This window comes from Acidianus infernus (assembly GCF_009729545.1).
GTDB classification, from domain to species: domain Archaea; phylum Thermoproteota; class Thermoprotei_A; order Sulfolobales; family Sulfolobaceae; genus Acidianus; species Acidianus infernus.
In genome coordinates this window covers 731,635-758,270 of record NZ_WFIY01000004.1, presented here as the reverse complement: position 1 = coordinate 758,270, position 26,636 = coordinate 731,635, and the positions used below count along the sequence as shown (strand labels likewise).

At 34.9% G+C, this 26,636-nt stretch carries 26 protein-coding genes and 3 tRNA genes; 13 read left to right on the top strand and 16 right to left on the bottom strand.

Features of this window, described 5'->3' with window-relative positions:
• Positions 1-21 precede the first annotated feature (21 nt).
• The 6 genes from D1867_RS04650 (at position 22) to D1867_RS04625 (ending at position 4,795) form a co-directional block, all read left to right on the top strand.
• Positions 22-2,745, top strand: a complete 2,724-nt coding sequence (locus tag D1867_RS04650; RefSeq protein ID WP_155862998.1) for a DEAD/DEAH box helicase — start codon at positions 22-24, stop codon at positions 2,743-2,745.
• A 56-nt stretch (positions 2,746-2,801) separates the two neighbouring features.
• Positions 2,802-3,092 carry a 50S ribosomal protein L14e gene (locus D1867_RS04645; RefSeq protein WP_155862997.1) on the top strand — a complete coding sequence of 97 codons (291 nt, stop codon included), beginning with the start codon at positions 2,802-2,804 and terminating at the stop codon, positions 3,090-3,092.
• Complete coding sequence (locus tag D1867_RS04640) at positions 3,093-3,347, top strand: tRNA pseudouridine synthase A (protein ID WP_155862996.1); 255 nt, start codon at positions 3,093-3,095, stop codon at positions 3,345-3,347.
• Positions 3,348-3,385: 38 nt separating this feature from the next.
• Positions 3,386-4,120, top strand: coding sequence for an RNA-guided pseudouridylation complex pseudouridine synthase subunit Cbf5 (locus D1867_RS04635; protein ID WP_338078098.1), 735 nt, complete (start codon positions 3,386-3,388; stop codon positions 4,118-4,120).
• Entirely contained in the window at positions 4,117-4,671 is a 555-nt protein-coding gene (locus tag D1867_RS04630) for a class I SAM-dependent methyltransferase (protein ID WP_155862994.1), read from the top strand. Before D1867_RS04635 ends, D1867_RS04630 begins: the two co-directional genes overlap by 4 nt.
• Before the next feature lie 24 nt (positions 4,672-4,695).
• Positions 4,696-4,795 (top strand) — tRNA-Ser (locus D1867_RS04625).
• Positions 4,796-5,113: 318 nt separating this feature from the next.
• On the opposite strand, the gene D1867_RS04620 is transcribed toward D1867_RS04625, so the two are convergent.
• A tRNA-Asp gene (locus D1867_RS04620) sits at positions 5,114-5,188 on the bottom strand.
• Between the two features lie 958 nt (positions 5,189-6,146).
• Here D1867_RS04620 and D1867_RS12600 point away from each other — a divergent pair.
• Positions 6,147-6,281 (top strand): hypothetical protein, encoded by a 135-nt coding sequence (locus tag D1867_RS12600; protein ID WP_276608429.1) that lies wholly within the window; start codon positions 6,147-6,149, stop codon positions 6,279-6,281.
• Here the strand turns inward: D1867_RS12600 and D1867_RS04615 are convergent.
• The 5 genes from D1867_RS04615 to D1867_RS04595 all read right to left on the bottom strand — a co-directional run bounded on the left by D1867_RS04615 (position 6,254) and on the right by D1867_RS04595 (position 10,791).
• The gene (locus D1867_RS04615; protein WP_155862993.1) at positions 6,254-7,885 is read right to left on the bottom strand and encodes a hypothetical protein; all 1,632 of its coding nucleotides are present in this window, start codon (positions 7,883-7,885) and stop codon (positions 6,254-6,256) included. The genes D1867_RS12600 and D1867_RS04615 overlap by 28 nt on opposite strands.
• 472 nt (positions 7,886-8,357) lie before the next feature.
• Positions 8,358-8,453 (bottom strand) — tRNA-Ser (locus D1867_RS04610).
• A gap of 60 nt (positions 8,454-8,513) precedes the next feature.
• The gene (gene rpsJ, locus D1867_RS04605) at positions 8,514-8,822 is read right to left on the bottom strand and encodes a 30S ribosomal protein S10 (protein ID WP_013775541.1); all 309 of its coding nucleotides are present in this window, start codon (positions 8,820-8,822) and stop codon (positions 8,514-8,516) included.
• A 19-nt stretch (positions 8,823-8,841) separates the two neighbouring features.
• Entirely contained in the window at positions 8,842-10,155 is a 1,314-nt protein-coding gene (gene tuf / locus D1867_RS04600) for a translation elongation factor EF-1 subunit alpha (protein ID WP_155862992.1), read from the bottom strand.
• A gap of 51 nt (positions 10,156-10,206) precedes the next feature.
• On the bottom strand, positions 10,207-10,791 hold the full coding sequence (locus D1867_RS04595; RefSeq protein ID WP_155862991.1) for a 30S ribosomal protein S7: 585 nt from the start codon (positions 10,789-10,791) through the stop codon (positions 10,207-10,209).
• A gap of 84 nt (positions 10,792-10,875) precedes the next feature.
• On the opposite strand from D1867_RS04595, the gene D1867_RS04590 reads away from it, so the two are divergent.
• Entirely contained in the window at positions 10,876-11,352 is a 477-nt protein-coding gene (locus tag D1867_RS04590) for a bifunctional nuclease family protein (RefSeq protein WP_155862990.1), read from the top strand.
• On the opposite strand, the gene D1867_RS04585 is transcribed toward D1867_RS04590, so the two are convergent.
• From D1867_RS04585 to D1867_RS04550, 8 genes are read right to left on the bottom strand one after another with little or no spacing between them, the layout of a single operon-like run.
• The gene (locus tag D1867_RS04585) at positions 11,353-11,793 is read right to left on the bottom strand and encodes a 30S ribosomal protein S12 (RefSeq protein ID WP_013775545.1); all 441 of its coding nucleotides are present in this window, start codon (positions 11,791-11,793) and stop codon (positions 11,353-11,355) included.
• Between the two features lie 9 nt (positions 11,794-11,802).
• On the bottom strand, positions 11,803-12,234 hold the full coding sequence (locus D1867_RS04580; protein ID WP_048054555.1) for a NusA-like transcription termination signal-binding factor: 432 nt from the start codon (positions 12,232-12,234) through the stop codon (positions 11,803-11,805).
• A 12-nt stretch (positions 12,235-12,246) separates the two neighbouring features.
• The gene (locus tag D1867_RS04575) at positions 12,247-12,564 is read right to left on the bottom strand and encodes a 50S ribosomal protein L30e (RefSeq protein WP_155862989.1); all 318 of its coding nucleotides are present in this window, start codon (positions 12,562-12,564) and stop codon (positions 12,247-12,249) included.
• Positions 12,565-12,568: 4 nt separating this feature from the next.
• Positions 12,569-13,747 carry a DNA-directed RNA polymerase subunit A'' gene (gene rpoA2 / locus D1867_RS04570; protein ID WP_155862988.1) on the bottom strand — a complete coding sequence of 393 codons (1,179 nt, stop codon included), beginning with the start codon at positions 13,745-13,747 and terminating at the stop codon, positions 12,569-12,571.
• A gap of 6 nt (positions 13,748-13,753) precedes the next feature.
• Positions 13,754-16,396, bottom strand: coding sequence for a DNA-directed RNA polymerase subunit A' (rpoA1, locus tag D1867_RS04565; protein WP_155862987.1), 2,643 nt, complete (start codon positions 16,394-16,396; stop codon positions 13,754-13,756).
• Positions 16,389-19,760, bottom strand: coding sequence for a DNA-directed RNA polymerase subunit B (locus D1867_RS04560; protein ID WP_155864389.1), 3,372 nt, complete (start codon positions 19,758-19,760; stop codon positions 16,389-16,391). Before D1867_RS04560 ends, rpoA1 begins: the two co-directional genes overlap by 8 nt.
• 4 nt (positions 19,761-19,764) lie before the next feature.
• On the bottom strand, positions 19,765-20,019 hold the full coding sequence (locus tag D1867_RS04555; protein ID WP_013775551.1) for a DNA-directed RNA polymerase subunit H: 255 nt from the start codon (positions 20,017-20,019) through the stop codon (positions 19,765-19,767).
• Positions 20,020-20,071: 52 nt separating this feature from the next.
• Positions 20,072-21,349, bottom strand: coding sequence for an NAD(P)-dependent malic enzyme (locus D1867_RS04550; RefSeq protein ID WP_155862986.1), 1,278 nt, complete (start codon positions 21,347-21,349; stop codon positions 20,072-20,074).
• A gap of 73 nt (positions 21,350-21,422) precedes the next feature.
• Between D1867_RS04550 and infB the strand changes: the two genes are divergently transcribed.
• Positions 21,423-23,216, top strand: a complete 1,794-nt coding sequence (gene infB, locus D1867_RS04545; protein WP_338077957.1) for a translation initiation factor IF-2 — start codon at positions 21,423-21,425, stop codon at positions 23,214-23,216.
• On the opposite strand, the gene ndk is transcribed toward infB, so the two are convergent.
• Together ndk and D1867_RS04535 are read right to left on the bottom strand one after the other, a co-directional pair.
• Complete coding sequence (gene ndk / locus D1867_RS04540; RefSeq protein ID WP_155862984.1) at positions 23,190-23,627, bottom strand: nucleoside-diphosphate kinase; 438 nt, start codon at positions 23,625-23,627, stop codon at positions 23,190-23,192. The genes infB and ndk overlap by 27 nt on opposite strands.
• Positions 23,627-23,815: a 50S ribosomal protein L24e gene (locus D1867_RS04535; RefSeq protein WP_013775555.1), complete on the bottom strand. Its 189-nt coding sequence runs from the start codon at positions 23,813-23,815 to the stop codon at positions 23,627-23,629. The genes ndk and D1867_RS04535 overlap by 1 nt, the downstream gene beginning before the upstream one ends.
• A 67-nt stretch (positions 23,816-23,882) precedes the next feature.
• On the opposite strand from D1867_RS04535, the gene D1867_RS04530 reads away from it, so the two are divergent.
• Genes D1867_RS04530 through gatB form a run of 4 tightly spaced genes read left to right on the top strand, consistent with a single transcriptional unit; the run spans position 23,883 to position 26,582 of the window.
• Positions 23,883-24,128 carry a 30S ribosomal protein S28e gene (locus tag D1867_RS04530; RefSeq protein WP_048054556.1) on the top strand — a complete coding sequence of 82 codons (246 nt, stop codon included), beginning with the start codon at positions 23,883-23,885 and terminating at the stop codon, positions 24,126-24,128.
• Positions 24,129-24,132: 4 nt separating this feature from the next.
• A complete protein-coding gene (gene upp, locus D1867_RS04525) occupies positions 24,133-24,783 on the top strand; it encodes a uracil phosphoribosyltransferase (RefSeq protein ID WP_155862983.1) in 651 nt (216 codons plus the stop codon).
• Complete coding sequence (gene cdd, locus D1867_RS04520; protein ID WP_155862982.1) at positions 24,758-25,153, top strand: cytidine deaminase; 396 nt, start codon at positions 24,758-24,760, stop codon at positions 25,151-25,153. The genes upp and cdd overlap by 26 nt, the downstream gene beginning before the upstream one ends.
• Positions 25,154-25,163: 10 nt before the next feature.
• Positions 25,164-26,582 carry an Asp-tRNA(Asn)/Glu-tRNA(Gln) amidotransferase subunit GatB gene (gene gatB, locus D1867_RS04515; RefSeq protein WP_155862981.1) on the top strand — a complete coding sequence of 473 codons (1,419 nt, stop codon included), beginning with the start codon at positions 25,164-25,166 and terminating at the stop codon, positions 26,580-26,582.
• The last annotated feature ends 54 nt before the right edge of the window (positions 26,583-26,636 follow it).

Below are 26,636 nucleotides of genomic sequence, written 5' to 3'. Positions count from 1 at the left end.
ACTACCATTATTAACTTGTTAATGCAGGAAGATCTAGTTTTTGTTGATAATCTAAGAAAGCTCGGCTATGAAAAACTTACTCCAATACAAAAATTAGCAATCCCTATAATTCTAAAGGGAAATAATACTTTAATAATAGCTCCAACAGGTTATGGAAAAACTGAAGCTGCAATAATACCAATTTTTTACAGAATTTTTGCTTCAAGACCACAAGAGATTTCTACATTATACATAACTCCACTTAAAGCATTAAATAGAGACCTGGAATCAAGACTAAAGAGACTTGGTGAAGCTTTCGGAATAAGCATAAAGACTAGACACGGAGATACGACTCCGAAAGAAAGAAAAGAAATTGCCGAGAAGCCTCCGGACGTTCTTATAACTACACCCGAAAGCTTGCAATATATAATACTAAATGAGTTTTATAGAAAATATTTCGCAAATTTAAGATGGATAATAATTGACGAACTACAGGAAATGTTAGATGAAAAAAGAGGATACGAGCTTTCAGTAGTTTTACAAAGACTCAAAAGACTCATAAAAGGAACTCCACAAATAATAGGAATTTCTGCCACAATAGGAAATGTAGAATTAGCCAAAAAATATCTAGATATAAACGGCAACGTAGAAGTTGTAAAAATAGATGCAACAAAAGAAATGGAATTAAAATTGTTAATTCCAAGACCTAACGATGATATAAAAAATCTCGCACTAAAAGAAGGACTTGACGTAATCCTAACTGCTAGACTTAACGAAATAAGTAAAATAATTAAAGAGAACAAGCCAGTTCTAATTTTCACAAACACTAGAGAAACCGCAGAATTCCTTGCCAATAAACTTCAATCAATATTTAACCTGAACGTCGCAACTCATCATGGATCTCTATATAGAGATGTTAGAATAAATGTAGAAAAAGATTTTAAAGAAGGAAAGTTAGATGCAATAGTTGCAACTTCAAGCTTAGAATTAGGAATAGATATAGGTATAATATCCCTTGTGATACAATATATGTCTCCTAAGCAAGTTATCAGATTACTACAAAGAATAGGAAGAAGCGGTCATTCACTTTATAAAAAAGCTAAAGGCGTGCTCATACCATCAAATTACCTCTTTGACATTCTAGAATGCGAGGCATTAATAGAAGCAGTAGGAAATTATTTAGAAAAACCATCCTATGAAGAAAACCCATTAGACGTCTTAGCACACCAAATTGCCGGAATGGTTCTCGAAGGATATGATGATAAAAAAGAAATCTTACAAATAATTAGAAATTCAGTTTATTTCGCCAATTTAAAAGAAGAGGAATTAGATAATGTAATATCTCTATTAGAATCTGAGAGAATAATTAAAATCAAAGATAATGGAAAGCTCTCTCCTTCCTCAAGAACTTGGAAGTACTATTACCAAGTTAACATGATACCTGACTCTATAAGATCTTACGATGTAATAGAAATATCGAGTAATACAAAGATAGGAAAACTCGACGAGGATTTTGTGGTTATGCTAGATGAGGACTCAATATTCATTTTAGGAGGAAAACTCTGGAAGGTAGTCTCAATAGAAGATAATAAAGTAATTGTAGAAAAAGCCTCTTTAAAGGAAGGAATCTTACCAAGTTGGTTTGGAGAATCAATACCAGTAGAGAAAGAAATAGCCAAGAAAGTCTTCAAAAATTTAGAAAAATACATGAAAGAAAGCTCTCCTTACGAAGAAGTCAATGAAAAATTAGAAAAATACAAGACAAAAGGTTATCCGGAGATCAAAAGCAACGAGATTCTAGTAGAGATAATAGGACAAAATAAAGATCTCACTGTAATTTTATCTCCTTTCGGAAGTAAAGGAAATAATACTTTGGGAGCAGTAATATCTTTTATCCTCTCTAAAATTAGTGGTATAAAAGTCACATATAGGAACGATCCATATCACATAGTCCTTGCATCTATGACTCCCATGTCAAGAGAAATGGTAGAAAAAGCAATAAAAACCATTACCTCGCTAAGTAAAAGAGAAATAATAGAAATAGTAAGTAACGCAATAAAGGAAAGCCCGCAGTTCAAATGGCAATTATTAATAGAAGCAGAAAGATTTGGCGCTATAGATCTAAATTCAGATATCCAAGTGAGCAGTACATTGCTTAAAGCATTTACAGATACGATAGTTGGCCAAGAGGCAGTAAAGGAAATGACAGTAAAATACCACGACCTAAGTATTTTTGAGGAGTTAAAATACTACTCTTGGAATATTTTGGAAGTCCCAGAACCTTCACCTTTATCACAAGATTTTCTAGATAGACTTCTAGCCTTCACTACGGAATCCAACTCGGCTATGTTAGAAATATTCAAAAGAAGACTCCTTTCGAAGGATGTAAAAGTATTGTGCATAATGTGCGGCTGGAATGAGATAGTTAGTATAAGAAATACACCGGATAAATGCCCTAAATGCAATTCTGTTTTCCTAACAGTTACTACTCCAGATGATAAAAATAGTCCAGAAATAATAAGGAAAGTACTTAAGGGAGAAAAATTAAAGAGGCTCGAAAGTAAGAAACTTGAGGAATTAAGGACAATATCTTCACTCTTCTCAAGGTATGGAAAATACGCATTCATCGCCCTTACAGTTCCGGGAGTAGGACCTTCAAACGCTGGTAGAGTTCTTAGTAAATTATCTGATGGAGAAGAAAAATTTTACCTTACTCTCATAGAAGAGGAGAAAAAGTTCCTCAGAAACAGTAAATATTGGAAATAGATGGTAAATTAAAGGTAAGTTTTAAATTATAGGCATAAAGTTTCTTTTAGATTACAATGCCCGCAATTGAAGTTGGTAGAATATGCGTAAAAATTAGAGGAAAAGACGCAGGTAAAAAATGCGTTATAGTTGATATTATAGATAATAACTTTGTATTAGTAACTGGACCTAAGAAAATAACTGGAGTAAAAAGAAAAAGGTCTAACATTTTACACTTAGAGCCAACTGACAAAAAAATAGATATCCAAAAAGGAGCGTCAGACGACGAAGTAGAAAAGAAATTACAAGAGGCAGGATTAATTGACTTTATGAAAGAAAAGGTAAAGATAAAGATACCAGTGATTTAAATGATTTTTTATGATTTTATATATAAGATAGATAATTTTTGTAGATATAATAATCCATGGAATATAAGGAAAGAAGCCCAAACGTCGGACAAGTACGGCTTCTTTGCAGATAAAAGACCTATAGAAGAGTTAGTAAAAAATTCAATAATAAACCTAGATAAACCTCCAGGACCAACTAGCCACGAAGTAGCTTTTTGGATTAAGAAAATGTTTAACCTCAACAAAGTAGGTCACGGTGGGACCCTAGAGCCCTAAAAGGGCGGGGTAACCCCAAAGTATCTGGAGTATTACCTATAGGACTAGAAAACGCTACAAAACTAATGACCTATATAACTAAAGCTGGAAAAGAATACATCTGCGTAATGGAAACTCACGAGAAAGTTGATTTATCTATAGTTAAAAAAATTGCAGAGGAATTTAAAGGAACAATTTACCAGCGGCCACCCGTTAGATCCTCAGTAAAGAGAAGATTAAGGACTAGGAAAGTCTTTGACATTGAAGTACTAGAAGGAAAAGATGACAAACTATTTTTATTAAGAATCTCGTCAGAGCCAGGAACTTATATGAGAAAAATATGCCACGATATGGGAATAATTTTAGGTATAGGTGCACACATGAGAGAACTAAGGAGAATAAGATCTGGAATATTCACTGAAAGTGGACTAGTTACCTTACAGGAAGTTTCTGAAGCATTATACATGTGGAAAAACTGCAAGGACGAGACTGATCTAAGGAAAATATTACTCCCCATGGAGATAGGTCTTTGCGGAATACCAAAAATTATCTTAGATGATAATGCAGTTAACGCGATAGCTTATGGAGCAACTGCAAACGCCCCAGGAATAGTAGCATATCAAAACTTCAAGAAAGGTGACTTAGTAGGTTTAATAACGTTAAAGGGAGAAGGAGTAGCAATAGGCAGGGCATTAGTTGATTCTGACAATATACAGCAAATGAAAAAAGGAGAAGTAATAAAACCTAATAGAATTCTAATAAAAAGAGATGTTTACCCAAGGGCTTGGAAATGAGAGAATTTTACATTGTAAATGATGTAATAGAAGGCATTCCTCTATCACTAGTAAGCCATCCAGGCTTATTCTCAAAGAAAAAAATAGATTTAGGCACTAGAACTTTCCTAGAAAACCTAATAATTCCACAACAAGGAACGGTGGTAGACTTAGGTTGCGGATATGGTGTAATAGGAATTTTTATAGCGCTTAAAAACGAAAACCTAAAAGTCTACATGCTTGATATAAATCCGTTAGCCATAGCTACAGCAAAGATGAACGTAGAAAGGTACAATTTACAAAACCGCGTAATAGTAATGAAAAGCGACGTGCTTTCTACACTCCAGGAAAAAGTTGACGCAATATATTCAAACCCCCCTCTATCAAAGGGAGTAGATTTTCTACAAAAATTTGCAGAACAGTCCGCAGAAAAACTCAAAAAAGGCGGATTTATTCAAATGGTCGTTTATAAAGGAGAAAATAACGTAATAAAAATATTTTCTAACTATTTTTCCGATATAAAAGTAATTAAAAAAAGCAAAGGCTACTCTATTATAGTAGTTAATAATTAAAACTCTCATGGCAATTTTATAATTGCCGGGGTGCCCGAGCGGACCAAGGGGCTGGCCTTGAGAGGCTAAGCTTAAGAAAGCCAGTAGGGGAAACCCTGCACGGGTTCAAATCCCGTCCCCGGCGCCTTTAGCAAGTAACAATCCCTCCTTAGTTCTGAAATAAAATGCATTTAAGAAAACAATAAGGAATTATTATTTCGCTTATTCTAAAAAACCTAGAGCCTTAACTATTCTGTCATATGCCTTCTAATGCTAGGGAATAGTTCTTCATGCATTCCTCGTATTTATTTGAATTAAGTTCTACCCTATGGTAGAACGGTGTATTTAGGGGAGTATTAAAAAGTTTTCACGACTCAACGTTATATTTGTTAAAAAGACAAATAAAATATAAACAACATCAATAAAAATTGTTAAGATAGTTAACGAATTCTATTAAAACGCGCGCCGTAGCCGGGATTTGAACCCGGGTCAAGGGCTCGACAGGCCCTCATCCTAGACCGGGCTAGACTACTACGGCATATTAATATTATTACAGTAAGTATTTAAAGTTTACTCACTACAACTTCTAAAAACTAATAAATAAGGTTTTCTTCTACTATTTAACATTCTCCTTCTAAGTATTGGTCTCTTTTGTATTATGAATATTATAGATGTAAATTTCATTTTAAGATCAAACCTTGTACTGAATTTATACTATGATAACATTTAAGATTGGTAAAATCCACTAAAGTATATACTCAGAGGAACTTGAGGAATATGAGGCAATGTAGAATAAACTGGGGAGATAATTAAAAGAGCAAAACGAAACATAAGCTTACTGAATACGCCTCGATATTTTAAATAGCTTAGCTAGTATTATAGCAGTTCTAGTTTCAAGACTAGGTACATTCACTAGCTTAGTTACTGACATGAAGGAAGCCATATTAAGTTGGATTGTGAGTTTGGCTGTTAGAGAAATTTACTATGCCGTCTTCTTAGTATTGTCTAGTTTTTCTGAGGATTATCAGGTCTGAATTTAGTAATTGTCAAGATTTAAAGAAGTGTAAGGACGAAGTTAGATAATTGCTAATGATATTTACAATTCTCTGCAATCTGAGGATAGTGACAAATTTAGTTTTTATTATTCGTTATTGTAATGATGAAAGTATTAGCGTAGATAAGGATTGCTATAACTCTTGATTTGCACAATTTAAGGACAATATTAGGAAATTACCAATTTGAGATTATCACTTGGCTGAGAATCTGACTTCCTCCTAAAGGGTTCCCTCCCAAAGTAGTTCATCGTTACCACCATCGATTCGGGTGGTCCAGAGAACTGTTTGAGGGAATTTCATTCATCTAGTCCCTTTGAAGAGAGGAATGCTGGTTACCCCTCCCACACTCGAGCTGGGGAGTCACTAAAAACTTTCTTGGGCTATCCATCCACTTTCCGTCCCCTTAACCCCCGTTTCTGTAAAAGATAAGCTAATTTAATAATGGCTGAAGAAAAGTGCAAAAGGTTTGCTCAAAAATTACTAGCAGAAGAAATTGAAGCAAATAATGACAAGAAAAATAATCCTAAATTGTTGAGAGATGAAATCAATTACGGGCAAGCTGGTATAATTCCTTGATTAGATAAATACTCCTGAATTTCGGATTCTAACCAAGATAATATATCTTCTTCACTAGCTTCTGCGTTTACTTCATACATTAAACCAGAGAGATACTGTTGCACTTGTTGAATATATATAATTTTAGCGTTCCTTGGCAAATTGGGAAGAGACTCAATACAACTAGTTGCATAGTTTAAAGCTTCATTATATAGTTTGTTCAACTTATCTACATATGGTTTAGCGTCCCTGGTTATTTGATCTTCGCTTTCCCACTCTTCCACAGCCATTACTGCGGAAAAGGCAATTCCAGCAAGAATACCAGAGGAAATTAAACTGCTTATAGCCCTCTTAGCCTTCCTTATGCCATCTAACACCATGTTTACAGCATTTTCTTGCCCTAACCACTTAATATACTGGTCAATATTAGAGGGTTCAGGGGCCTTAACTAACGTTAAAATATAATAGCCTGCAATAAAATCGCTAGGAAGTTGGGATAATAAACTCCTATCAGTAACAATATTACCTTTAATATCAGCATTAAAATTAGTAATTGCACTCACTAAACCTAAAACACCATAATCAGTACAAGGCTTACCATTATTAGGATTATACTTACTAAGATAGACTGGAGCACCAATAGACATATTATTTAACATAAAAATATCACTACTATACCCATTATAGAACTCGGGATATAATAAATCATTTGAATAGAATGGCGATTGCTTTGGAAAATCTACTATCACTACTCTTAGATATCCTAGGAATAATTGTGTAGGAAAGTTTCCTGTATATTCTATTCCAGAAGTATAATAAGCTGGATAAGGATACGGAAATCTAGAGCTTATGTCAAGCAGTTGGTCTGGTAGTGATTTACTTATGTATGTTGATGTATCAGACCTATAATAGAAGTCCTTTTCCCGCTTTATGGCTAGATGATTTAATTCTGGTTGGTATGTCAATAATTGTGCCGTCGCTGATGGCAATATTAATTCGTTAACTGATTCTTCATAACTTACATTATTAGCTGCTCTGTAATATGTTGGATTTATCCAGCCTGATGCTGGATTAGAAAATCTAGAAAGTATTGGTATTACACAAATTTGTTGTAGGCTTTCTTCGGTGAGCGTCTTTGCGTATTCTTTTAATGCTGCGGTGTTTATCCTAGTTCCTCCGGACATTGTTATGGGCATTCGTCCTGCTGCTCCAAACTGTGCTCCTCCTTGGAATATTAGGTATTTTCCAGATCTCCAATAACCAGAATTATAGTTTACACAACCTCCAATGAAGTAAAGTATTCCTTCTTCATTTGATGTAATTACTATGCCTTGTCTGATAATATCAACAAGTGATTTTGTACTACTTGAGATTGTTTCTGGAATTATTATTGCAGGATACAACCAAAATTTGTTTCCTGAGTACGCTTCACTATTTCCTTGTACTTGACATTTTACGTCTTCTTGAGTTAATGTTGGAGCCTTATTCATTAAGGCAATTTTAGGGTATTGCTCCAATTCTTCGGCAGTTATTGAGTTCTGTTGCTTTACAACAAAGTAATTGTAGATATTATATTCATAGTCTGCAGATTGTTCCGCAATAACTTCCAATTGTTGTTGTGACATAAATATTATGCAGAACTTGGATTTAAAAGCATTTTCATAATACATAGTATTTAGAAACTTATTATAATGGAATAAAATAGGATGATAAAATTAAAATTCCTCACTTAATGACGATAAAGGCATTAACTATGGGAGTATGAAAGATAATGTCACTTCCTTATTTGCGGATGGGGAAAGAGAAGTTTATAAGATACTTAATTTAGTATTGTCTTCTTTAGGTATTTTATAATTATCTTTAGGACCTTTAGTATATTCTTCTAACGAGTAAGAAAATTAATAAAAGCCTCAATAGTTAAAGAGATCTAGCTTTGATAGAGGGCTTATGCTAGTTAACATGAGTCTTTCACCCTTATTCTATATACTCCATTGAATTAAATCAATTCCATGAATCTAATGTTAGTACTATATTATTGCCATAAAACTATTTGCAACATTTACAAGATAGCTGGATAAATATAACGATAGATGAAAGCGCCGGGGACGGGATTTGAACCCGTGCAGGGTTTCCCCCACTGGCTGACCGGTTAACTCTCCAGGCCAGCCCCTTGGTCCGCTCGGGCACCCCGGCAAGTATAAAATTAGATAAAAAACTTAAAAGATTTGCACTAATAAGCGAAGGGAAAATCGTCTAAATTAATTCTATTTCAATATATACGTCTTCTGGAACTCTTACTCTCATTAATTGCCTCATTACCCTTTCATCAGCAGCAATGTCTATTACTCTTTTATGAATGCTCATCTCCCACTTTTCCCATTTCTTCCTTCCTTCCCCGTGCGGTAATTTCATTACGGGAACTTCTAGTCTTTTAGTAGGCAAGGGCACTGGTCCTCTCATACTAATTCCGGTCTTATCAACTATAGCCTTTATTTGTGTTACAACGTAATTTAGATCTTTAACGTTTGTGCTCCATAATCTTATTCTTGCTTTAGTAGGCATAAAAAACACCAAAAAGAGTTTACTTAATCTCTACCTTCATCGGTTTAATGTCAGTTATAACTCCTACTCCTACAGTTTTACCCATATCTCTTATTGCAAATCTACCTAACGCTGGGAAGTCGGAGAACTTTTCTACACATAGAGGCTTAATTGGTTTGAACTTCACTATTGCCGAATCTCCTTGCTTTAAGAATTGTGGATGATCTTCTACTACTTTACCAGTCTTTGGATCCAGCTTTTGTACTAACTCTGTAATTTTACAAGCAACGCTAGCAGTGTGAACGTGAAGAACTGGCGTATAACCTACTGCTATAGCTGTTGGATGCCAGACTACGATTATTCTAGCTGTAAATTCGTCGGCAACTGTTGGTGGATTATCTAGATGACCTGCAACGTCTCCTCTCTTTATATCCTTCTTTTCTACACCTCTAACGTTAAAACCAATGTTATCTCCTGGCTCTGCTTTTTCTAATCTTGTATAGTGGGTCTCTATAGACCTTACTTCTCCTTTCTTTCCTACTGGCATGAATACTACTATATCGTTAACTTTTAACACTCCACTCTCCACTTTGCCAACTGGTACTGTTCCTACTCCAGATTTGGAGTAGACGTCCTGTATTGGTATTCTTAAAGGCTTATCAATAGGCTTCTTTGGAACTTCAAACATATCTAACGCTTCTTCTAATGTTGGTCCATTATACCATGGCATGTGCTCAGATCTATGAGTTACATTCTCTCCTGTAGGAGATACTACTGGAACGAAGGGAATTTTGCTAACATCGTATCCGAAGGCTTTCATGAATTTTGATACTGTATCTTTAACTTCATTATATCTCTTTTCGCTATAGGGCGGCTCGGTCAAATCCATCTTAGTTACTGCTACTACTACTTGGTTTATTCCCATAGTCTTAGCTAATATTATATGCTCTCTGGTTTGACCTTCTTCGCTCATTCCTGCTTCAAATTCTCCTTTCTTAGCAGAAACTGCTATTATTGCTGCATCAGCTTGGCTAGCTCCAGTTATCATGTTCTTTATGAAGTCTCTATGCCCTGGTGCATCAATAATTGTGAAGAAGTATTTCTTAGTCTCAAATTTCATAAAGGTTAAGCTTATTGTTACTCCTCTTTCTCTTTCTTCCTTTAATCTATCAAGTAGAAATGCGTATTTTTCTGACTCTTTTCCTAACTTCTTTGCTGCTTCTTCTGCTTCCTTAATTGTCTTTTCATCTAAAAATCCTCTATCCATTAATAGTCTTCCTACTAATGTACTCTTACCGTGATCTACGTGTCCTATTACTATTAAATTCAAGTGAGGCTTCTGAGGCGCAGACATTTATTCTTCACTCCTCACGCATTCTATTACATTCTTCATTAAAAAATTAGCTTATCTTGAGCTTAGGGCAATTCTCTCAATTTCTTCTTTCTTTCTTATAGCATAACTTTTTGGATCGTTAGATGAAGCCGCTATTATTTCTTCAGCCAATGCTTCGTCTATAGGCTTAGGATTATTAAATGACGCAGTTCTAGCACCTTCTACTAGGTATCTTAGTGCTAGATCAACTCTTCTTTGAGGAGCAACATCTACAGCAACATAATAAACTATACCTCCATACATTATTCTAGTTACTTCTTCCCTAGGTGCTGAATTCTCTATTGCTCTAACTAAAATCTGGATAGGATTCTGACCAGTTCTTGCTGCGATTATCTCAAACGCTGCTCTAACTATATTATACGCTAAAAATTTTTTGCCCTTGTTTCTTCCTGGTCTCATCAACTGGTTTATCAACCTTTCTACTATGGGTACTCTAGACTTACCGAATCTTCTATGCTCGTGTCTTCCACCAGTATGGGGTAAATATACTGGCATTAATGATATGTATTTCTTTAAGCTTGGATCCCTTATTTCAACTTTTGTATCCCATTTTCCAAATATTCTAATATCTAGCTTGCTTAATTCGTAATCGCTCATGCTATGAATGTTATGATAAGTGGAATATATAACTATCTGTTAATGAAGGGTTTAATATGTTGTAAGTCATATTTATTTTTGATAATGAAAGAGGAAGAAGATTACATAAAAGTAAATAGAGTTGATGCATTTGTTTATCCACTAGATGGTCTGCCCGTAATGGTTTGTTATCTAGAAGATGGTAGGGAATTTAATTTATTTTATGTGCCAATAGAAATTGTTATAGCAATAAATAAAATAAAAAAACAGTATGAAGAGGATAGTATATTAGGCGATAAGAGAGAAACAATTTTCGATATACTGTCCTTCATACCAGAAGTTACGGAAGAAATAAGCAAACATATTAACAAAGTAACTATTGACGATATTTCTGGATCAGTTTATATAGCAACTATAGAGCTAAAATTTGATGGTGTTATAATTCAGAAAAGAATGATACCAAGTCATGCTATATACTTAGCATTAATTTCTAACAAACCAATATATGTCAAGAAAAGCTTAGTAGATGAACAGGAAAAAGAAAGGAAGAAAGGTGGAGGAGAAGAGGAAGAGAAGAAATAATTACCTAACTGGTTTTTGTTTCTTTCCTTTATATAATGCGTCTAAAGATACTCCATTAACCATAATAACTTTATATCTAACTCCCGGTAGGTCACCCATTGATCTACCTAATGTACCTCCTATGCCTGCTATTACTACCTCATCGTGCTCATCGATAAAGTTAACTCCACCGTCTCCTGGAACGAAAGCAGTAACTACTCTACCGTTCTTAACTAACTGAACTCTAACACATTTCCTTACTGCAGAATTAGGCTGCCTCGATTCTATACCTACTTTTTCTAGCACTATTCCTCTAGCCATTGGAGCTCCTTCTAATGGGTCAAATCTCTTCTTTAATTGCAACATCCTAGCTTTAAATGACCTTTGGCTCCACCTAAACTTTAATCTCTTCAGTTTAAGTTTTCTTGCTGCATATAAACCTTTAGGTGATTTTCCCGACATTTACAACCCTCAGACAATAACTACTGAGTCTATATCCATATATCTTTTTAAAATTAATTTTGCTCTAACAACGTTCTTTCCGCTTTTACCTATAGCAATACCTTTATCTTGTGGATCTACTGTTATATAGACAGTCTTTTTACTATCATTATCTATAACTTTTACACTTCTTACTCTTGCTGGCGACATTAAGTTCTTTACCATATCTTCTAGGTTATCACTATACGCAACTATTTCTATGTCCTTTCCCAAAACTTTCTTTAGCTTCTTTACGTTCATACCATTTTTTCCTATGGCTAAACCCATAAAATGAGGATCAACTAAGAAAATTATCCTATTATTTTCTTCATCTACAACACAATCCTTAGCAGTAACTTTAGTTACTTCTTGAAATAAAGACATATATCTTATTTCGTCCTGAGTTAGCTTGATCTCTGGCAATTATACTACACCTCATGAGACTGGCTTTGCAAGTTGTAGAATCTTTGAGTCACCTTCATTTTCTACACCAATTGTTGATACCATAAAAGGTTTTCCAGCTAATGTTCCTAATTCCCATCCACTGCCAGGATACTCATAAATTGGTACTCCAGATATCTTAGAATAATATAGAATATCTGCCTTTAAATCAGTTCTTAAGGTAGATGCTATTATCACTGCCTTAATTTTGCCTAATTTTAAGCTTTTTATTGTTCTTCTTGCCCCAAATATTACCTTTCCTGTTTTTAAAAGTGTTTTTAATTCTGATTCGAATGATATTTGTTGAGACATTTTATCACCTCGCTCCAGGCTTCATGAGAAGCTCAACCATTCCAGTTCCAAGTTTAATAGGTTGCCCAATAATAATATTTTCTACTACTCCTCTAAACTCTTCCACGTCACCTCTTGCTGCAGCGTCTAATAAATGTTTAACTGTTACTTCAAAGGCGGCTTTTGCAAATACACTAGTTTTTTCTCCAGTTACACCATGTCTTCCAATTTGCCTAACTTCTCCAGTTCTAGTCATTATGTCGGCAACGAGCTCAACGTGCCTTATATCTACGTCTAAACCTTGCTCGTCTAACACTTTCTTAATTTCTCTAGTTATTAATTCTCTTGCGGCTTCAATTCCTAATACGTTTTCTACTTCATGAAGATTATTAGTTTCTATCCTACTTACATCTACTCCTTTAATTCCTAATACTCCTTCTAAGTTAGATCCATCTGTTATAATCACGTATTCATCCCCTCTTTTTTGTACTATTGCTCTTTTTATTCCTTTAATGCCTTTAATTTTAGTATTAAGTATCTTTTCTCTTGCTTTAAATAATCCGGTTATACTATCCATATTCTGGAAAGTAACTGTAATTGTTAATTCATCTGGCCTATCAATCGTAAAATCTCCTAGTTTTAGTTTTCTAATCACTTTTTCAACTTCGTCTGGCTCAATTCCTTTATCCTTTAGCATTTTCTCATCAAGATGAATTATAAGAGCCATAGATGCCATATCTATGCTAGTTGAATCTACTACGTTCTCTATTTTTGTATATTCTATTTTCCTAGCTATAGAAATTGCCTTTTCCCTATCTGTTTTATATTCGTCTGTAAGATAGATAGTCATCATTGGTGTAGAAGGAACCTTTCTTGCGTCTACTATTTCTATTAATCTTGGCAAACCTAAAGTTACGTTTAACTCTCTAACTCCAGCAAAGTGGAAGGTTCTTAAAGTCATCTGAGTACCTGGCTCCCCAATTGATTGGGCAGCAACTACACCCGCTGCTTCTCCAGGATTTATTAGCGATACATCGTAATCTTTTAATGTTAAATTGATTATTTTATCAATCTCCTCCTTAGTTATATTTGCTGGATACGAGACTATTGCATCTCTTAACTTCTGAATAACACTATCTGGAATTTTACCACTTAATGAAGATAATTTTTCTTCCAAATATTTTTTATCTTCTTCATTAATCATAAATTCTCACCTCTTCCAACCTACAACCCTTTCTAGAATTCTATTCACATCAACGGTTTTACCATGAGAGCTATACATTGGATGTACACCGTCTCCTCCATATAAAGTTTGTATTACCTCGCCATATAAAGTTCTTACTGTGCCATCATATTCTACTCTTAAATCTGATAATGCGTTTATTAATCTTCTTTGCATGTAACCGCTTTGTGAAGTCCTTACTGCAGTGTCTACTAAACCTTCTCTACCTGCAGCCGCGTGGAAGAATAATTCTATAGGATTTAATCCGCTTCTAAATGATGAGTATATGAAACCTCTAGCTTCTGCAGATATATCATCGCGTTTAAAGTGAGGCAAAGCTCTCTTATAATAACCTCTAGAAATTCTCTCACCTCTTACCGATTGTTGTCCTAGCATCGCTGCCATTTGAGTAATATTTAGGACGCTACCTCTGGCACCAGTTCTTGCCATAATATACACATTATTAAATGGATCTAGGTCTGCCGCTGCAATCTCACCAGCATCATTTCTTAATTTGTCTAATGTGTCTAGGATATAGCTCTCCAAACTTTCCTCTAAAGTTCTACCAGGTATTTGCTCTAGTTCTCCTTTTTCATACTTCTCAATGAGTTCTTGAACTTGTTTATCTGCTTGCTTTGCTTTTTCAGCTATTTTAGCCATAGCTTCTTGCGAAATAGTTACGTCATTGATACTCATCGTAAGTCCATGAATTTCTATATACCTTATAAATACCTTGAATATGTTATCCATCAACCACAATCCATAATCCTCTGGATATTCTCTAATTAACCAATGAAGTATGCTTTCTGGCTGCTGGTTTCCTAAAGCTTTCTTATCGAATACTCCTTCTAATAACTTTCCGTTCTTAATAACTATGTAAGAATCGTGCGGACAATCTTCATCTGTGCATAATCTAGGACCACTTGCTATATTAGCTTGGCCGTGATAATTAAAGTCCTCCGGTAGGAATAGACTTACTACTTGTTTCCCTGTGTATAATCTTTTTGGTGCTAATATTGCAGGCTCTCCAATATCCTTAGATATGTTTGCTACCCCAAGTATAGTTTGTACTTCATCCTCTGTTAAAAGCGTAGTTTTTACAGTAAGTAAATAAGCACCGCTAATATAATCTTGGGCAGAACCCATTATTGGACCTCCATATCTAGGAGTTAGAATATTCTTATGCACCAGCATTAATTCCTTAGCTTCTGCAATAGCTTCTTCTGACTGCGGCACATGTAAGTTCATTTCATCTCCATCAAAGTCTGCGTTATATGGTGGACATACAAGCAAGTTTAATCTGAAAGTTCTGCCTGGCAATACTCTAACTTTGTGAGCCATCATGGAAATTCTATGTAAAGATGGTTGTCTATTAAATATCACAATATCGCCGTCTATTAGATGTCTTTCTACTATAAAACCAGGAGCTAATGTTGACGCAAACTCCTTTCTATCTTTTACATAACGTAAATCAATTCTTCTGCCGTCTGGTTTTATAACGTAGTTAGCTCCAGGCCACTTGTCTGGACCGTTTAGCACGTATTCCCTCATTCTTTCAATGTTCCATTTTGTAACTCTCTCTGGAACTGTAAGTATTTTTGCAATATCTATGGGAACTCCTACTTCATCAATACTTATGTTAGGATCAGGAGATATAACAGTTCTTGATGAAAAGTCAACTCTTTTACCAGATAAATTACCTCTAAATCTACCTTCTTTACCTTTTAATCTTTGTGCTAGAGTTCTTAATGGTCTACCTGATCTATGTTTTGATGTAGGTAAGCCTGGAATTTCATTATCAAAATACGTTGCAACGTGGTATTGTAATAGGTCCCATAGATCTTCTACTATTAATTGTGGGGCTCCTGCATCTATGCTTTCCTTTAATCTTTCATTAATTCTAACTATATCCACAAGTTTGTGAGTTAAATCATCTTCAGCTCTAATTCCATTTTCTATCATAATTGACGGCCTTATTGTAATAGGCGGTACTGGTAGGACAGTTAGTATCATCCATTCTGGCCTGCTAGTTTTAGGATCATATCCTAATAATTCTACGTCATCGTCAGGTATTCTTTCAAGCCTATCCCTTATATCTACTGGAGTTAACCTAACTACACCTTCTTTTCTCTCTTCGTAGAAATTGTATGGTTTTTCAAGCTTTATCTTTAATTGCTTTTCTCCACAATGGGGGCAAACTGGGGCTTTCATTGAAGATTTCTTTATATGCTCAACAAGTCTTTTAGCAGCTGAAGGCCATCTCTTATTTATGGCATGATAAATTCTTCTATACCTTTCTAATTCTTGATCCTCTAATTTTATTCTACCGCATCTCCTGCAAGTTGCACGAAGTAAATCGTATATATGTTTAACAAATCCTACATGTATAACTGGCTTTACTAGCTCAATATGACCAAAATGTCCAGGACAATTGCCCATCATATTTCCACATGTAGGGCAACGTTGGCCGGGTTCAATTACACCTAACCTTGGATCCATAACACTGCCTTCTATTGGAGTACCGTCTTCATCATAAACCTCGGAGGTAATTATAGCAGTTACTGACATCTTCCTTATTTCGTCTGGAGATAATATGCCGAATTTTACTCCTTTTATTATTTTTTCACTCATTATTATCACCTTTTAAAGAAACTTTATCACCAAGAATTAACCTAGGTGAAATAACCATGCTCATCAGCTCTTGGAGTAATAATTTGAATGCGTAGGATATGGTAACTGGGTATAAATTAGCTTTATCACCGTGAATTGGACATACATACTTATTCTTATTCTTATCATACCAGCCTATGTAACCGCATTGTTCGCAAACATAAACAGTAGTTTTATCAGAGTTATCAAGTAATCTATCTTTTATAACCATTGCAGCCCCATAACCTATCAAACAATCTCTTTCCATTTCTCCAAATCTTAATCCTCCTTCTCTAGCTCTGCCTTCTGTAGGCTGTCTAGTTAAAATTTGGATAGGCCCTCTAGCTCTACCGTGCATTTTATCCGCAACCATATGATGCAATTTCTGGTAATAAACTACTCCATATAATATCCTTCCTTTTACCTTTTGTCCAGTTCTGCCATCATATACAACTTCTGTACCGTCTGGTAAGAATCCAAAATCTAGAAGCTTCTTTTGTAATTCCTCTATTGGCGTATTATAGAATGGAGTTGCATCTACTGTTTTACCAGATAATGCAGCGTATTTTCCAGCCAATGCTTCCATTATTTGACCTAGTGTCATTCTAGATGGTAATGAGTGAGGATTAAGTATAATGTCTGGTACAATACCTTTAACTGTATAAGGCATATCAGCTTGTGGTATTAGCATACCTATTACTCCTTTCTGTCCATGTCTAGTCGCAAACTTATCTCCTAATTCTGGTATTCTTAAATCTCTAACTCTAACTTTTACTAGTTTATTTCCTTCAGAAGTTTCCGTGATTAACACTAAGTCTACAATGCCTTTTTCTCCATGTCTGGTTATTACTGAAGTATCCCTCTTTGCTTGCTCTGGCGATAACTCTTTAAATTCTTGTAGAAACCTTGGTGGGCTAACTTTTCCTATTAATACATCTCCTCCTTTTACTTCGACTTCTGGAGGAACTATTCCGTTCTCATCTAACGACTTATAATACTCACTACCTTTGTATCCTCTAACTCCTGGTTCTGGTAATTGTATTTTATCTTCTTGACCTCCAGGATACTTAATTTCTTCCGCTGAGTACAATCTAAAGAACGTTGATCTGAACATTCCTCTTTCTACCGAGGATTTATTCATGATAATTGCATCTTCCATGTTATAGCCAGTAAACGACATTATTGCTAGTATTGCGTTCTCTCCAGCAGGTCTATTATTGTACCCAATTATATCTAGCGCTCTTGTTTGCACTAATGGTTTTTGAGGATAGTGCAAGAAATGAGCTCTACTATCAGTTCTTAACTGGTAATTAGAAGCATAAAGACCTAAAGCTTGTTTAGCCATTGCAGACTGGTAAGTATTCCTTGGGGACTGATTATGTTCTGGATACGGGATTATAGATGCAGTAATTCCAAGTATGGCTGGCGTCCATATTTCTAAGTGAGTGTGTTCTGGAGTAACTTTACTTGGCTCTAATGCGATATATGCATTCTCTTCTTCTTCTGCATCTAAAAATTCTATTTTACCTTCCTTAACTAGAGTATCAAATGTAATTTCTCCTTTCTTTAGTCTTTGAATATCCTCTTCTGTAACTAATGGCTTACCATCCTTTACTACAATTAATGGTCTCCTAACTCTTCCGCTATCTGAATTAACATAAACTTCATCATAAGTATCTGTAACTATATGAGCTACATTTATCTCATCGCTAATTTCTCCAGCTCTTCTTTTCTCTCTTATTTTATTAGCTAATTCTTCACCATTAGGATAATAACCTACTAATCTTCCATTTAATATTACCTTGCTCCAATTAGTGTAAGAAGAGGGATCTTCTCCTTCATCGATTTTCCTTATTAATTCTTCTAGTGGAATTACTCCTAAGTCGTAAAGCATCTTTTCAACTATCTTATCATTTATTCCTACGGATATTTGGGCGAGCAAAGCTAAGTTCTTAACCAGACCGCTGTTTGGACCTTCTGGAGTTTCAAATGGACACATTCTACCCCATTGTGTACCGTGCAAATCTCTAGCTTCAAAATTGGGCTGACCTCTAGCTAGAGATGAAATGACTCTCCTTAAATGGCTTAACATTGATAACCAATTAGTTCTATCTAAAAGCTGGCTTACGCCAGTTCTGCCTCCCACCCAGTTTCCAGTAGCCATTGCATGCCTTATTCTTTCTGTTATAATATCTGGTCTAACTAGTGCATTAAGAGTTAGTCTTCTTCCTCTTACCTTAGACTTTTCTAATTGATAAACTAGATCTTTTACAAATGCTTTAAACGCTACTCTAAATAAGCTAGAAAATAGATCACCTGCAAGTTTGAGTCTCTTGTTAGCATAATGATCTTTATCGTCTGGTTCTCTTCTACCTAACTGTAATTCAATTAGTTTTGAAACAGCATAACCTAAATAATACGCTTTCTTTTTTCTATCTGCAGGAGTAAGTCCTAAATGAGGTAAGAAATACTTATCTAAAACTTGCTCAGCTCTTTCTATTCTATTTTCTCTTTTTTGACCTATGGCAACTCTATTTCCAATAAAGTCTAATGCGTCTTCTTGCGTGGTAATAGATGATGCTTGCTCTAAAGATGGTAATAGCTCGTTTTGTATTTCTTCGTCAAAGGAAACCGCAAAGGTTATATCTCTATCTGTTTCTAATCCTAACGCTCTCATTAATATTGCAAATGGAATTCTTCCAGGAACTGCTGGGAATGAAACGTGAATTGTGGAGTCTCTTAATCTTTCTATAGTTATTGGAACTCTATATCCTGCGGTACTAGATATTATTTTTGCTGTATGAGTGACATTTGAACCGCTCTTTCCTTCATCTACTAGGACTCTATTAGTAGCTAGGTCTTCTTGTGTTACTATCACTTTTTCTGTTCCATTTATTATGAAATACCCTCCAGGGTCTTTAGGATCTTCACCTATTTCTACCAGTTTTTCTGCAGGCAAGTCGGCTGTAGGGTCTGCTACTGATTTAAGCATTATAGGTAAGTCGCCTATGTAGACTTCTGTAGGTTCTCCTTCAATATTGTTCTCAACAGGAATCATTGTTAGATATATTGGTGCTGCGTACGTTAAGTTCCTAAGTCTTGCTTCCATCGGAGTTATTTCTCTATCTCCTCTATCTGCCTCCCTTACTCTTGGTTTACCTACTCTTATCTTACCAAGTTTAATCTTTAATCCCGGAATTTCAGTCTCAATCTCTCCTTGCTCGTCAATTATCTCTTGAAGCTTGTTTTTTATAAAATCGTTAAATGAATCTAAATGCTGTCTTACTAATCCCCTAGATTTGAAATAGGATTCTACTATTGCCCACCTATCATCTACTGAAAGCATCATTTCACCCACTTATTACATACCTATAAATAACTGTCTCTCCAACAGTTTGGCTTTTCCTAGTAATTTTTATGATATCTCCTGGCTTAGCTCCAATGGCTTTTACTACAGGATCTGATGCTTTAATCCAAGGTAATTGCTCTGGACTAACACCAAGAGCTTTTAGCACTTTATACGCCTCTTCTATTGAAAGTACTTCATGTTTTGGAACTAAAGAATGAACCCTAGGGTCTATTTTCTTATTAGAAGATGAACGCATGAACTACACCTTTGATAGATAAAAAGGCTTTCTGTAATGTAATATATAAGGTTTAAGTTAATGAAGCAAGTAGCTTTCTAGCGTTCTCTATCATCTGTCTTGCATTATTATATATTTCTTCATAGCTTAGATTAACTCTAGCTATTCCTTGTTGTACAGCTTTGATCCCTACCGCAGCTGCAACTCTTGGATAAACTTCCCACTCTGTCATTTTAGGTATAATATAATCCTCTGAAAGACCTTTTTCTCGAGCAAAGGCAGAAAGTTCCCTAGCTGCAGCTATTACCATATCGTCAGTTATAGTCTTAGCTCTAACGTCTAAAGCTCCTCTGAAAACTGCTGGAAATATTAACGAATTATTAATTTGATTGGGCAAATCGCTCCTCCCAGTTCCAACAATCCTTGCACCTGCTTTCTTTGCTTCGTCTGGCCATATTTCAGGTATAGGATTTGCTAAAGCGAATACAATAGCATCTTTATTCATTTTAGAAATTAATTTTGGATCAATAGTATGAGGTCCAGGCTTTGAAGCCGCTATCAACACGTCTGCACCTTCAAATGCCTTTTCCACTGTTGTAACATTATCCTTATTTGATTCTTTAAGTAGCTCGTACTTCCATGGATTAGTATTCTTTATTTCTTCCTCATCTTCTCTTCCTCTATATAATGGTCCTTTAGTATCAATAAGAACCATATTAGAATAAGGTATTCCGTACGATTTCAATAAACGTGCAGTGGCAATATTTGCTGCTCCTACTCCATAAAATACTATCTTAATTTTAGTAGGAGACTTGCCTACAATCTCTAACGCTGAAATAAGTCCAGCTAAAGTAGCTCCAGCAGTACCTTGTTGATCATCATGCCATACTGGAATATGAAGTTCTTCTCTTAACTTATCTAATATGTAAAAACATTTGGGAGATTCTATATCTTCTAAGTTTATCCCTCCAAATGCAGGTTCCAAAATTTTTACAGTCTCTATAATTTTATCTGGATCTTTAGTACCTATAGGTAATGGTATAGCATCAACACCGCCAAGATATTTAAATAATAATGCTTTACCTTCCATTACTGGCATAGCTGCCTCAGGGCCTATATTTCCTAATCCTAAAACTCTAGTACCATCTGTAACTACTGCTATTGAATTCCATCTATAAGTATATTGAAATGATAAGTCAGGATTTTTACTTATTTCTTTGGAAACTGCAGCAACTCCAGGAGTGTACAAAACCGCAAAATCTTCTAATGATCTTATAGGCACTTTAGGCAATATCTGAATTTTACCTTTATATTTAGACGAAACTTCAATCGCTAACTTATCATAATCCAAACTTACAACCCATTATATCAAGAGAATGTGAGCTTAAAAATAATAACATAAAATTAAAGTAATCTATGTCACGGTGATAAATTTGCCTAAATTAAGGCAGCCAATAGTAGTTGTTCTAGGGCACGTTGATCATGGAAAAACAACTTTGTTAGATAAAATAAGAGGTACTGCGATGGTTAAAAAAGAGCCTGGAGAAATGACGCAAGAAGTTGGAGCTAGCTTTGTCCCTACATCAGTAATATCAAAAATAGCAGAACCATTAAAGAATATTATACCTATAAAGCTAGAAATTCCTGGTCTACTTTTTATAGATACTCCAGGGCATGAATTATTCTCTAATCTTAGAAGAAGAGGTGGTAGCGTTGCGGATATAGCAATTTTAGTAGTAGATATTATGGAAGGATTTCAAAAACAAACTTATGAATCAATAGAGATTTTAAAAGAGAAAAAAGTTCCATTTTTAGTAGCGGCAAATAAGATAGACCGTATACCGGGCTGGAAACCTAATGAAAATGAACCGTTTCTTTTTAGTTTACAAAAGCAAAGCCCTGTAGTTCAGAAAAAATTAGATGAACTTATTTACAACCTTGTAATACAATTGGCATCAGAGAATTTTAATGCTGATAGATTTGATAGGATTAGAGATTTCACAAAATATGTAGCAATTGTTCCAGTTTCTGGAAAAACCGGAGAAGGAATACCAGAATTATTAGCAATACTAGCCGGCTTAACACAACGTTACATGCAAGGTAAATTAAAGTTCGTAGAAGGACCAGCCAAAGGTGTAGTTTTAGAAGTTAAGGAAGATCCTGGTATAGGACATACTATAGATGTAATTATTTATGATGGAATTTTACATAAGAATGATACCATAGTTGTTGGAGGGCTGAATGGAATTATTGTAACTAAGGTGAGGGGAATATTACTTCCTGCACCATTACAAGATATGAGACTTGCAAAAACCGGCTATAGATCTGTAGATGAAGTACCTGCTGCAGCTGGTGTTAAAATTTCGGCTCCAAATCTAGAGGAAGCATTAGCTGGATCTCCGCTATATGTTGCTGAAAATGAAAGCAAAATAGACGAATATAAGAAACTTATTGAGGAGGAATTATCAAAAATAAGATTCGCTAAAGATGTAAAAGGAATAGTAGTAAAAGCTGATAGCTTAGGAGTATTAGAATCCATTGTTACAGCACTAGAGAAAAGAGGAATACCAGTAAGGCTTGCGGATATTGGACCTATAACTAAAAGAGATATAGTGGAAGCGGAGTTAGCAGGGAAAGAAGAGGAAGAATATGGTATAATAGCCGCATTTAGAGTTAAACCTATAGGAAATCTTGATACTTCAAAGGTTAAGATAATTTACAATGATATAATATATCAATTAATAGATGAAGTAGAAAAATACATTAATGATGTAAGAGAAAGGAAGAAAAGGAGAACGTATGATAGTTTAATTCTACCAGGTAAAATAAAGATTTTACCAGGTTTCGTGTTTAGAAGAAGCGATCCGGCGATAGTTGGAGTTGAAGTAGAGGGAGGAGTAATAAAACCTAAATTCCCGTTAATAAAGGATGACGGTAGAAAAGTTGGCGAAATACTACAAATCCAAGATAATAAAAAATCTTTAGATAAAGCTACAAAAGGTATGGAAGTTGCTATTTCAATAAAGGGAAATGTAATGGTTGGAAGGCAAATAAATGAAGGAGATGTACTTTATACTGATGTACCTAAAGAAGATTTAGAAATTCTAGTTAATAATTATAAAGATACAATAACTGACGACATGAAAGAGGTAATACAAGAAATTATTAAGATAAAAAGAGTGGAAGATCCTTTATACGGTTTGGGTATTAAGCTGTAACTCCGTTTCCTCGAAAAATAGAGACATTTCTTTCTTAGCTTTCTCTGGAGAATCCGATGCATGTATTACGTTTTCTGCTTTACTTAACGCATAATCTCCCCTAATAGTTCCAGGAAGAGCTTCTTTAGGATCAGTAGCTCCTATCATTTTCCTTATAACGCTTACAGCTTCGTCTCCTTCTATTACCATACATACCACTGGACCAGAAGTTATATAAGAAATCAAATCCTCGAAGAAAGACTTGCCTTTATGTTCTTCATACAATTTTTCCGCAGTTTCTCTAGAAATTCTTACCATCTTCATTGCTATAATATTAAGCCCTCTCTTTTCAAACCTAGAAATTATCTCTCCTATTAATCTTCTTTTTACTCCATCAGGTTTTATCATTACAAATTCTAATTGACTTACCATTACCTAACCCTCATATACGAGGTCGTCCACTTTAGCTTTCTCGGATCTTTATGATATTTTAGCATATATTTTCTACATTTACTAGAACAGAACCATAAAATTGTACCATCATTCATGACATACATTAACCCTGTTCCTGGCCTTATCTCTTTTCCACAAAAACTGCACTTGTGAGTTACTGGAGGCATTTTTACCCACTTAAATTTTTGAGTGAAGTATTTAAGTGAATTGCTTAAGTTATTATACTGATTGGATATGAGTGAGAAAAAAGCTGAAACGTCACCCATAATAGAAGAGTTTGGATTCCCTGCAGAAGTTATACAAATATTGGATAGAACTGGAGTAACTGGAGAAGTAACACAAGTTAGAGTTAGAGTTTTAGAAGGTAGAGATAAGGGAAGAATATTAACAAGAAATATAAAGGGACCAGTAAGATTAGGAGATATAGTAATTCTTAGAGAGACAGAAAGAGAAGCAAGAAAGTTAACCACAAAGAGGTAAATTCATGCCTCTATTTTTATTATCATCCCCCCTTTCTTTACATATATTAACACAAATAAGAAATAAAGATACAGATCAAATTAATTTCAGAAAAGGATTAGTAAGATTAGGAAGGTTAATAGGTTATGAAATAGCTAACACAATGGATTACGAAATAATAGAAGTAGAAACTCCGCTAGGAGTAAAAACTAAAGGAGTTAGAATTTACGATTTAGAAAACGTGATTATTATAAATATACTAAGAGCGGCAACTCCACTAGTTGAGGGATTACTTAAAGCCTTTCCTGCCGCTAGGCAAGGCGTAGTGACCGCAAGAAGGAAAGAATTTGAAGGAAAAGAACCACCTAAGGAAATGGAAGTAGAAATTTTCTATGAAAAAATTCCAAAAATAAGGAAAGGTATAGATAATGTGATAATAAGTGATCCAATGGTAGCTACTTCAAGTACAATGCTAAAAGTTCTGGAAAAAGTTGCAAAAGAAGAACCTAAAAGAATTTATATTGCTTCAGTAATAGCGTCCGAGTACGGAGTTAAAAGAATTCTAGAATTATATCCACAAGTATACTTTTTCACAATATCGATAGATCCTGAACTGAATAATAAAGGTTACATAGTTCCAGGGTTAGGAGATGCAGGAGACAGATCTTTCGGATGAAAAATTATTGGAAATTGCTAAAAATGCCGCAAGAAACTCTTATGCTCCATATTCGAATATACATGTTGGTGCCGTGATAGTTACTGATGACGGCAAAACGTTCACTGGAACTAATATAGAGAATTCATCGTACGGTCTATCAATATGTGCAGAAAGAGTTGCAGTTTTTAATGCAGTCAGTAATGGATATAGGAAATTTAAAAAGATCGCAGTAATAACCTCTGACGGAAAAGGCATAATGCCTTGTGGAGCTTGTAGACAAGTCTTAGCAGAATTCTCTGAAAATATGGAAGTTATAACGCTTGATAAGGATGGTAACGTGATAAGATTTAAGTTAAATGATTTATTACCGCATGCATTTAGGTTATAGAGTGATAAAAATGCCAAAGATAGGTCTGGAAGTTCACATTCATTTGAATTCATTAAAAACTAAATTATTTTGCTCTTGCCCTACAGATTATGTAGGAAAAGAACCAAACACTGTAGTTTGTCCAGTTTGCTTAGGTTTACCTGGTGCAATACCGGTATTGAATGAAGAGGCACTCAAAAAAGCAGTAATGGTAGCAATAGCTCTTAATTGCGAAATAGCGCCGTATTTGATATTCAGTAGAAAACATTATTTTTATCCTGATATGGCAAAAAATTATCAGATTTCCCAATATGATGGCCCAGGTAGTATGGCAATAGCTAAAGCTGGATATCTCAATATAGGTAATAAAAAAATAAGAATAAGGAGGATAAACATAGAAGAAGATCCCGCAAAATCAATTTATCCTTCTGGATCAATGCTGACTAGTAAATATACGCTCCTGGATTATAATAGATCTGGAATTGGATTACTAGAAATAGTAACAGAACCCGATATTGAACAGCCTAAAGAAGCTAGAGAATTTCTAAATAAATTAAGATCAATATTGGAGCACTTAGATGTATGTAATTGCGAAATTGAAGGTTCCATGAGAGCCGACGTTAACGTTTCGGTTGAGGGAGGTGAAAGAGTAGAAGTAAAGAACGTTGGATCTATTAGAGATGTGGAAGATGCGATAAAATACGAAGTCGCGAGACAAAAAGCGGCCATTGCGCAAGGATTAAAGGTAACTAGAGAAACTAGACACTGGGATGCAGAAAGGAAAGTTACAGTTCCAATAAGGTTAAAGGAATCTGAAGAGGATTACAGATATTTTCCAGATCCAGATTTACCCCCATATCAAATAACTGAGGATTATATTAGAAAAGTAAAAGAATCTATGCCAGAGCTTCCAGATGCTAGAATAAAAAGAATGGTAGAAATGTACGGAATTACTGAATACGATGCTGAAGTTTTAGTCTCCGACAAGGCACTTGCTGACTTATTCGAGAGAACGGCGAAATTATATAACAACTATAAAAAATTGGCAAATGTTATAATAAATGATTATTTAAGATGGATAAATGATAAAAACCTAAGGGTTAGCGATTCAAAAGCTACTCCAGAAGCTTTAGCAGAACTTATGAATATGATGGATAAAGGTATAATCTCAATAAAGATCTTAAAGGAAATTTTACCTCAAATAATCCTTGAAGGTAAAAATCCAAGGGAAATAATTGAAAAAGAAAAATTAAATGTGATTAGTGATAAAGATTATTTAGAAAAAATAATCGACGAGGTATTAGAAGAAGATAAAGATGCTGCACTTGCGGCTAAAAAGGATCCTAAAGTTATAAACTATCTTGTCGGCAAGGTAATGAAGAAGACTAGAGGTAAGGCCGATCCGTATTTAACTAACCAATTACTAAAAGAAAAGCTTCAGAATATTTAATCGCGGCGTGGGTCTCTCATCATTTTTCAGCACTTAAGTTGTAGCTCATCCATG

Bases quoted from the DNA above. Each gene is read 5' to 3' on its own strand.
- D1867_RS04650 (WP_155862998.1), top strand. From the start codon at position 22: ATGCAGGAAGATCTAGTTTTTGTTGATAATCTAAGAAAGCTCGGCTAT.
- D1867_RS04645 (WP_155862997.1), top strand. From the start codon at position 2,802: ATGCCCGCAATTGAAGTTGGTAGAATATGCGTAAAAATTAGAGGAAAA.
- D1867_RS04640 (WP_155862996.1), top strand. From the start codon at position 3,093: ATGATTTTTTATGATTTTATATATAAGATAGATAATTTTTGTAGATAT.
- D1867_RS04630 (WP_155862994.1), top strand. From the start codon at position 4,117: ATGAGAGAATTTTACATTGTAAATGATGTAATAGAAGGCATTCCTCTA.
- D1867_RS12600 (WP_276608429.1), top strand. From the start codon at position 6,147: ATGGCTGAAGAAAAGTGCAAAAGGTTTGCTCAAAAATTACTAGCAGAA.
- D1867_RS04615 (WP_155862993.1), bottom strand. From the start codon at position 7,885: ATGTCACAACAACAATTGGAAGTTATTGCGGAACAATCTGCAGACTAT.
- rpsJ (WP_013775541.1), bottom strand. From the start codon at position 8,822: ATGCCTACTAAAGCAAGAATAAGATTATGGAGCACAAACGTTAAAGAT.
- tuf (WP_155862992.1), bottom strand. From the start codon at position 10,155: ATGTCTGCGCCTCAGAAGCCTCACTTGAATTTAATAGTAATAGGACAC.
- D1867_RS04595 (WP_155862991.1), bottom strand. From the start codon at position 10,791: ATGAGCGATTACGAATTAAGCAAGCTAGATATTAGAATATTTGGAAAA.
- D1867_RS04590 (WP_155862990.1), top strand. From the start codon at position 10,876: ATGAAAGAGGAAGAAGATTACATAAAAGTAAATAGAGTTGATGCATTT.
- D1867_RS04585 (WP_013775545.1), bottom strand. From the start codon at position 11,793: ATGTCGGGAAAATCACCTAAAGGTTTATATGCAGCAAGAAAACTTAAA.
- D1867_RS04575 (WP_155862989.1), bottom strand. From the start codon at position 12,564: ATGTCTCAACAAATATCATTCGAATCAGAATTAAAAACACTTTTAAAA.
- rpoA2 (WP_155862988.1), bottom strand. From the start codon at position 13,747: ATGATTAATGAAGAAGATAAAAAATATTTGGAAGAAAAATTATCTTCA.
- rpoA1 (WP_155862987.1), bottom strand. From the start codon at position 16,396: ATGAGTGAAAAAATAATAAAAGGAGTAAAATTCGGCATATTATCTCCA.
- D1867_RS04560 (WP_155864389.1), bottom strand. From the start codon at position 19,760: ATGCTTTCAGTAGATGATAGGTGGGCAATAGTAGAATCCTATTTCAAA.
- D1867_RS04555 (WP_013775551.1), bottom strand. From the start codon at position 20,019: ATGCGTTCATCTTCTAATAAGAAAATAGACCCTAGGGTTCATTCTTTA.
- ndk (WP_155862984.1), bottom strand. From the start codon at position 23,627: ATGGTAAGTCAATTAGAATTTGTAATGATAAAACCTGATGGAGTAAAA.
- D1867_RS04535 (WP_013775555.1), bottom strand. From the start codon at position 23,815: ATGCCTCCAGTAACTCACAAGTGCAGTTTTTGTGGAAAAGAGATAAGG.
- D1867_RS04530 (WP_048054556.1), top strand. From the start codon at position 23,883: ATGAGTGAGAAAAAAGCTGAAACGTCACCCATAATAGAAGAGTTTGGA.
- upp (WP_155862983.1), top strand. From the start codon at position 24,133: ATGCCTCTATTTTTATTATCATCCCCCCTTTCTTTACATATATTAACA.
- cdd (WP_155862982.1), top strand. From the start codon at position 24,758: ATGCAGGAGACAGATCTTTCGGATGAAAAATTATTGGAAATTGCTAAA.
- gatB (WP_155862981.1), top strand. From the start codon at position 25,164: ATGCCAAAGATAGGTCTGGAAGTTCACATTCATTTGAATTCATTAAAA.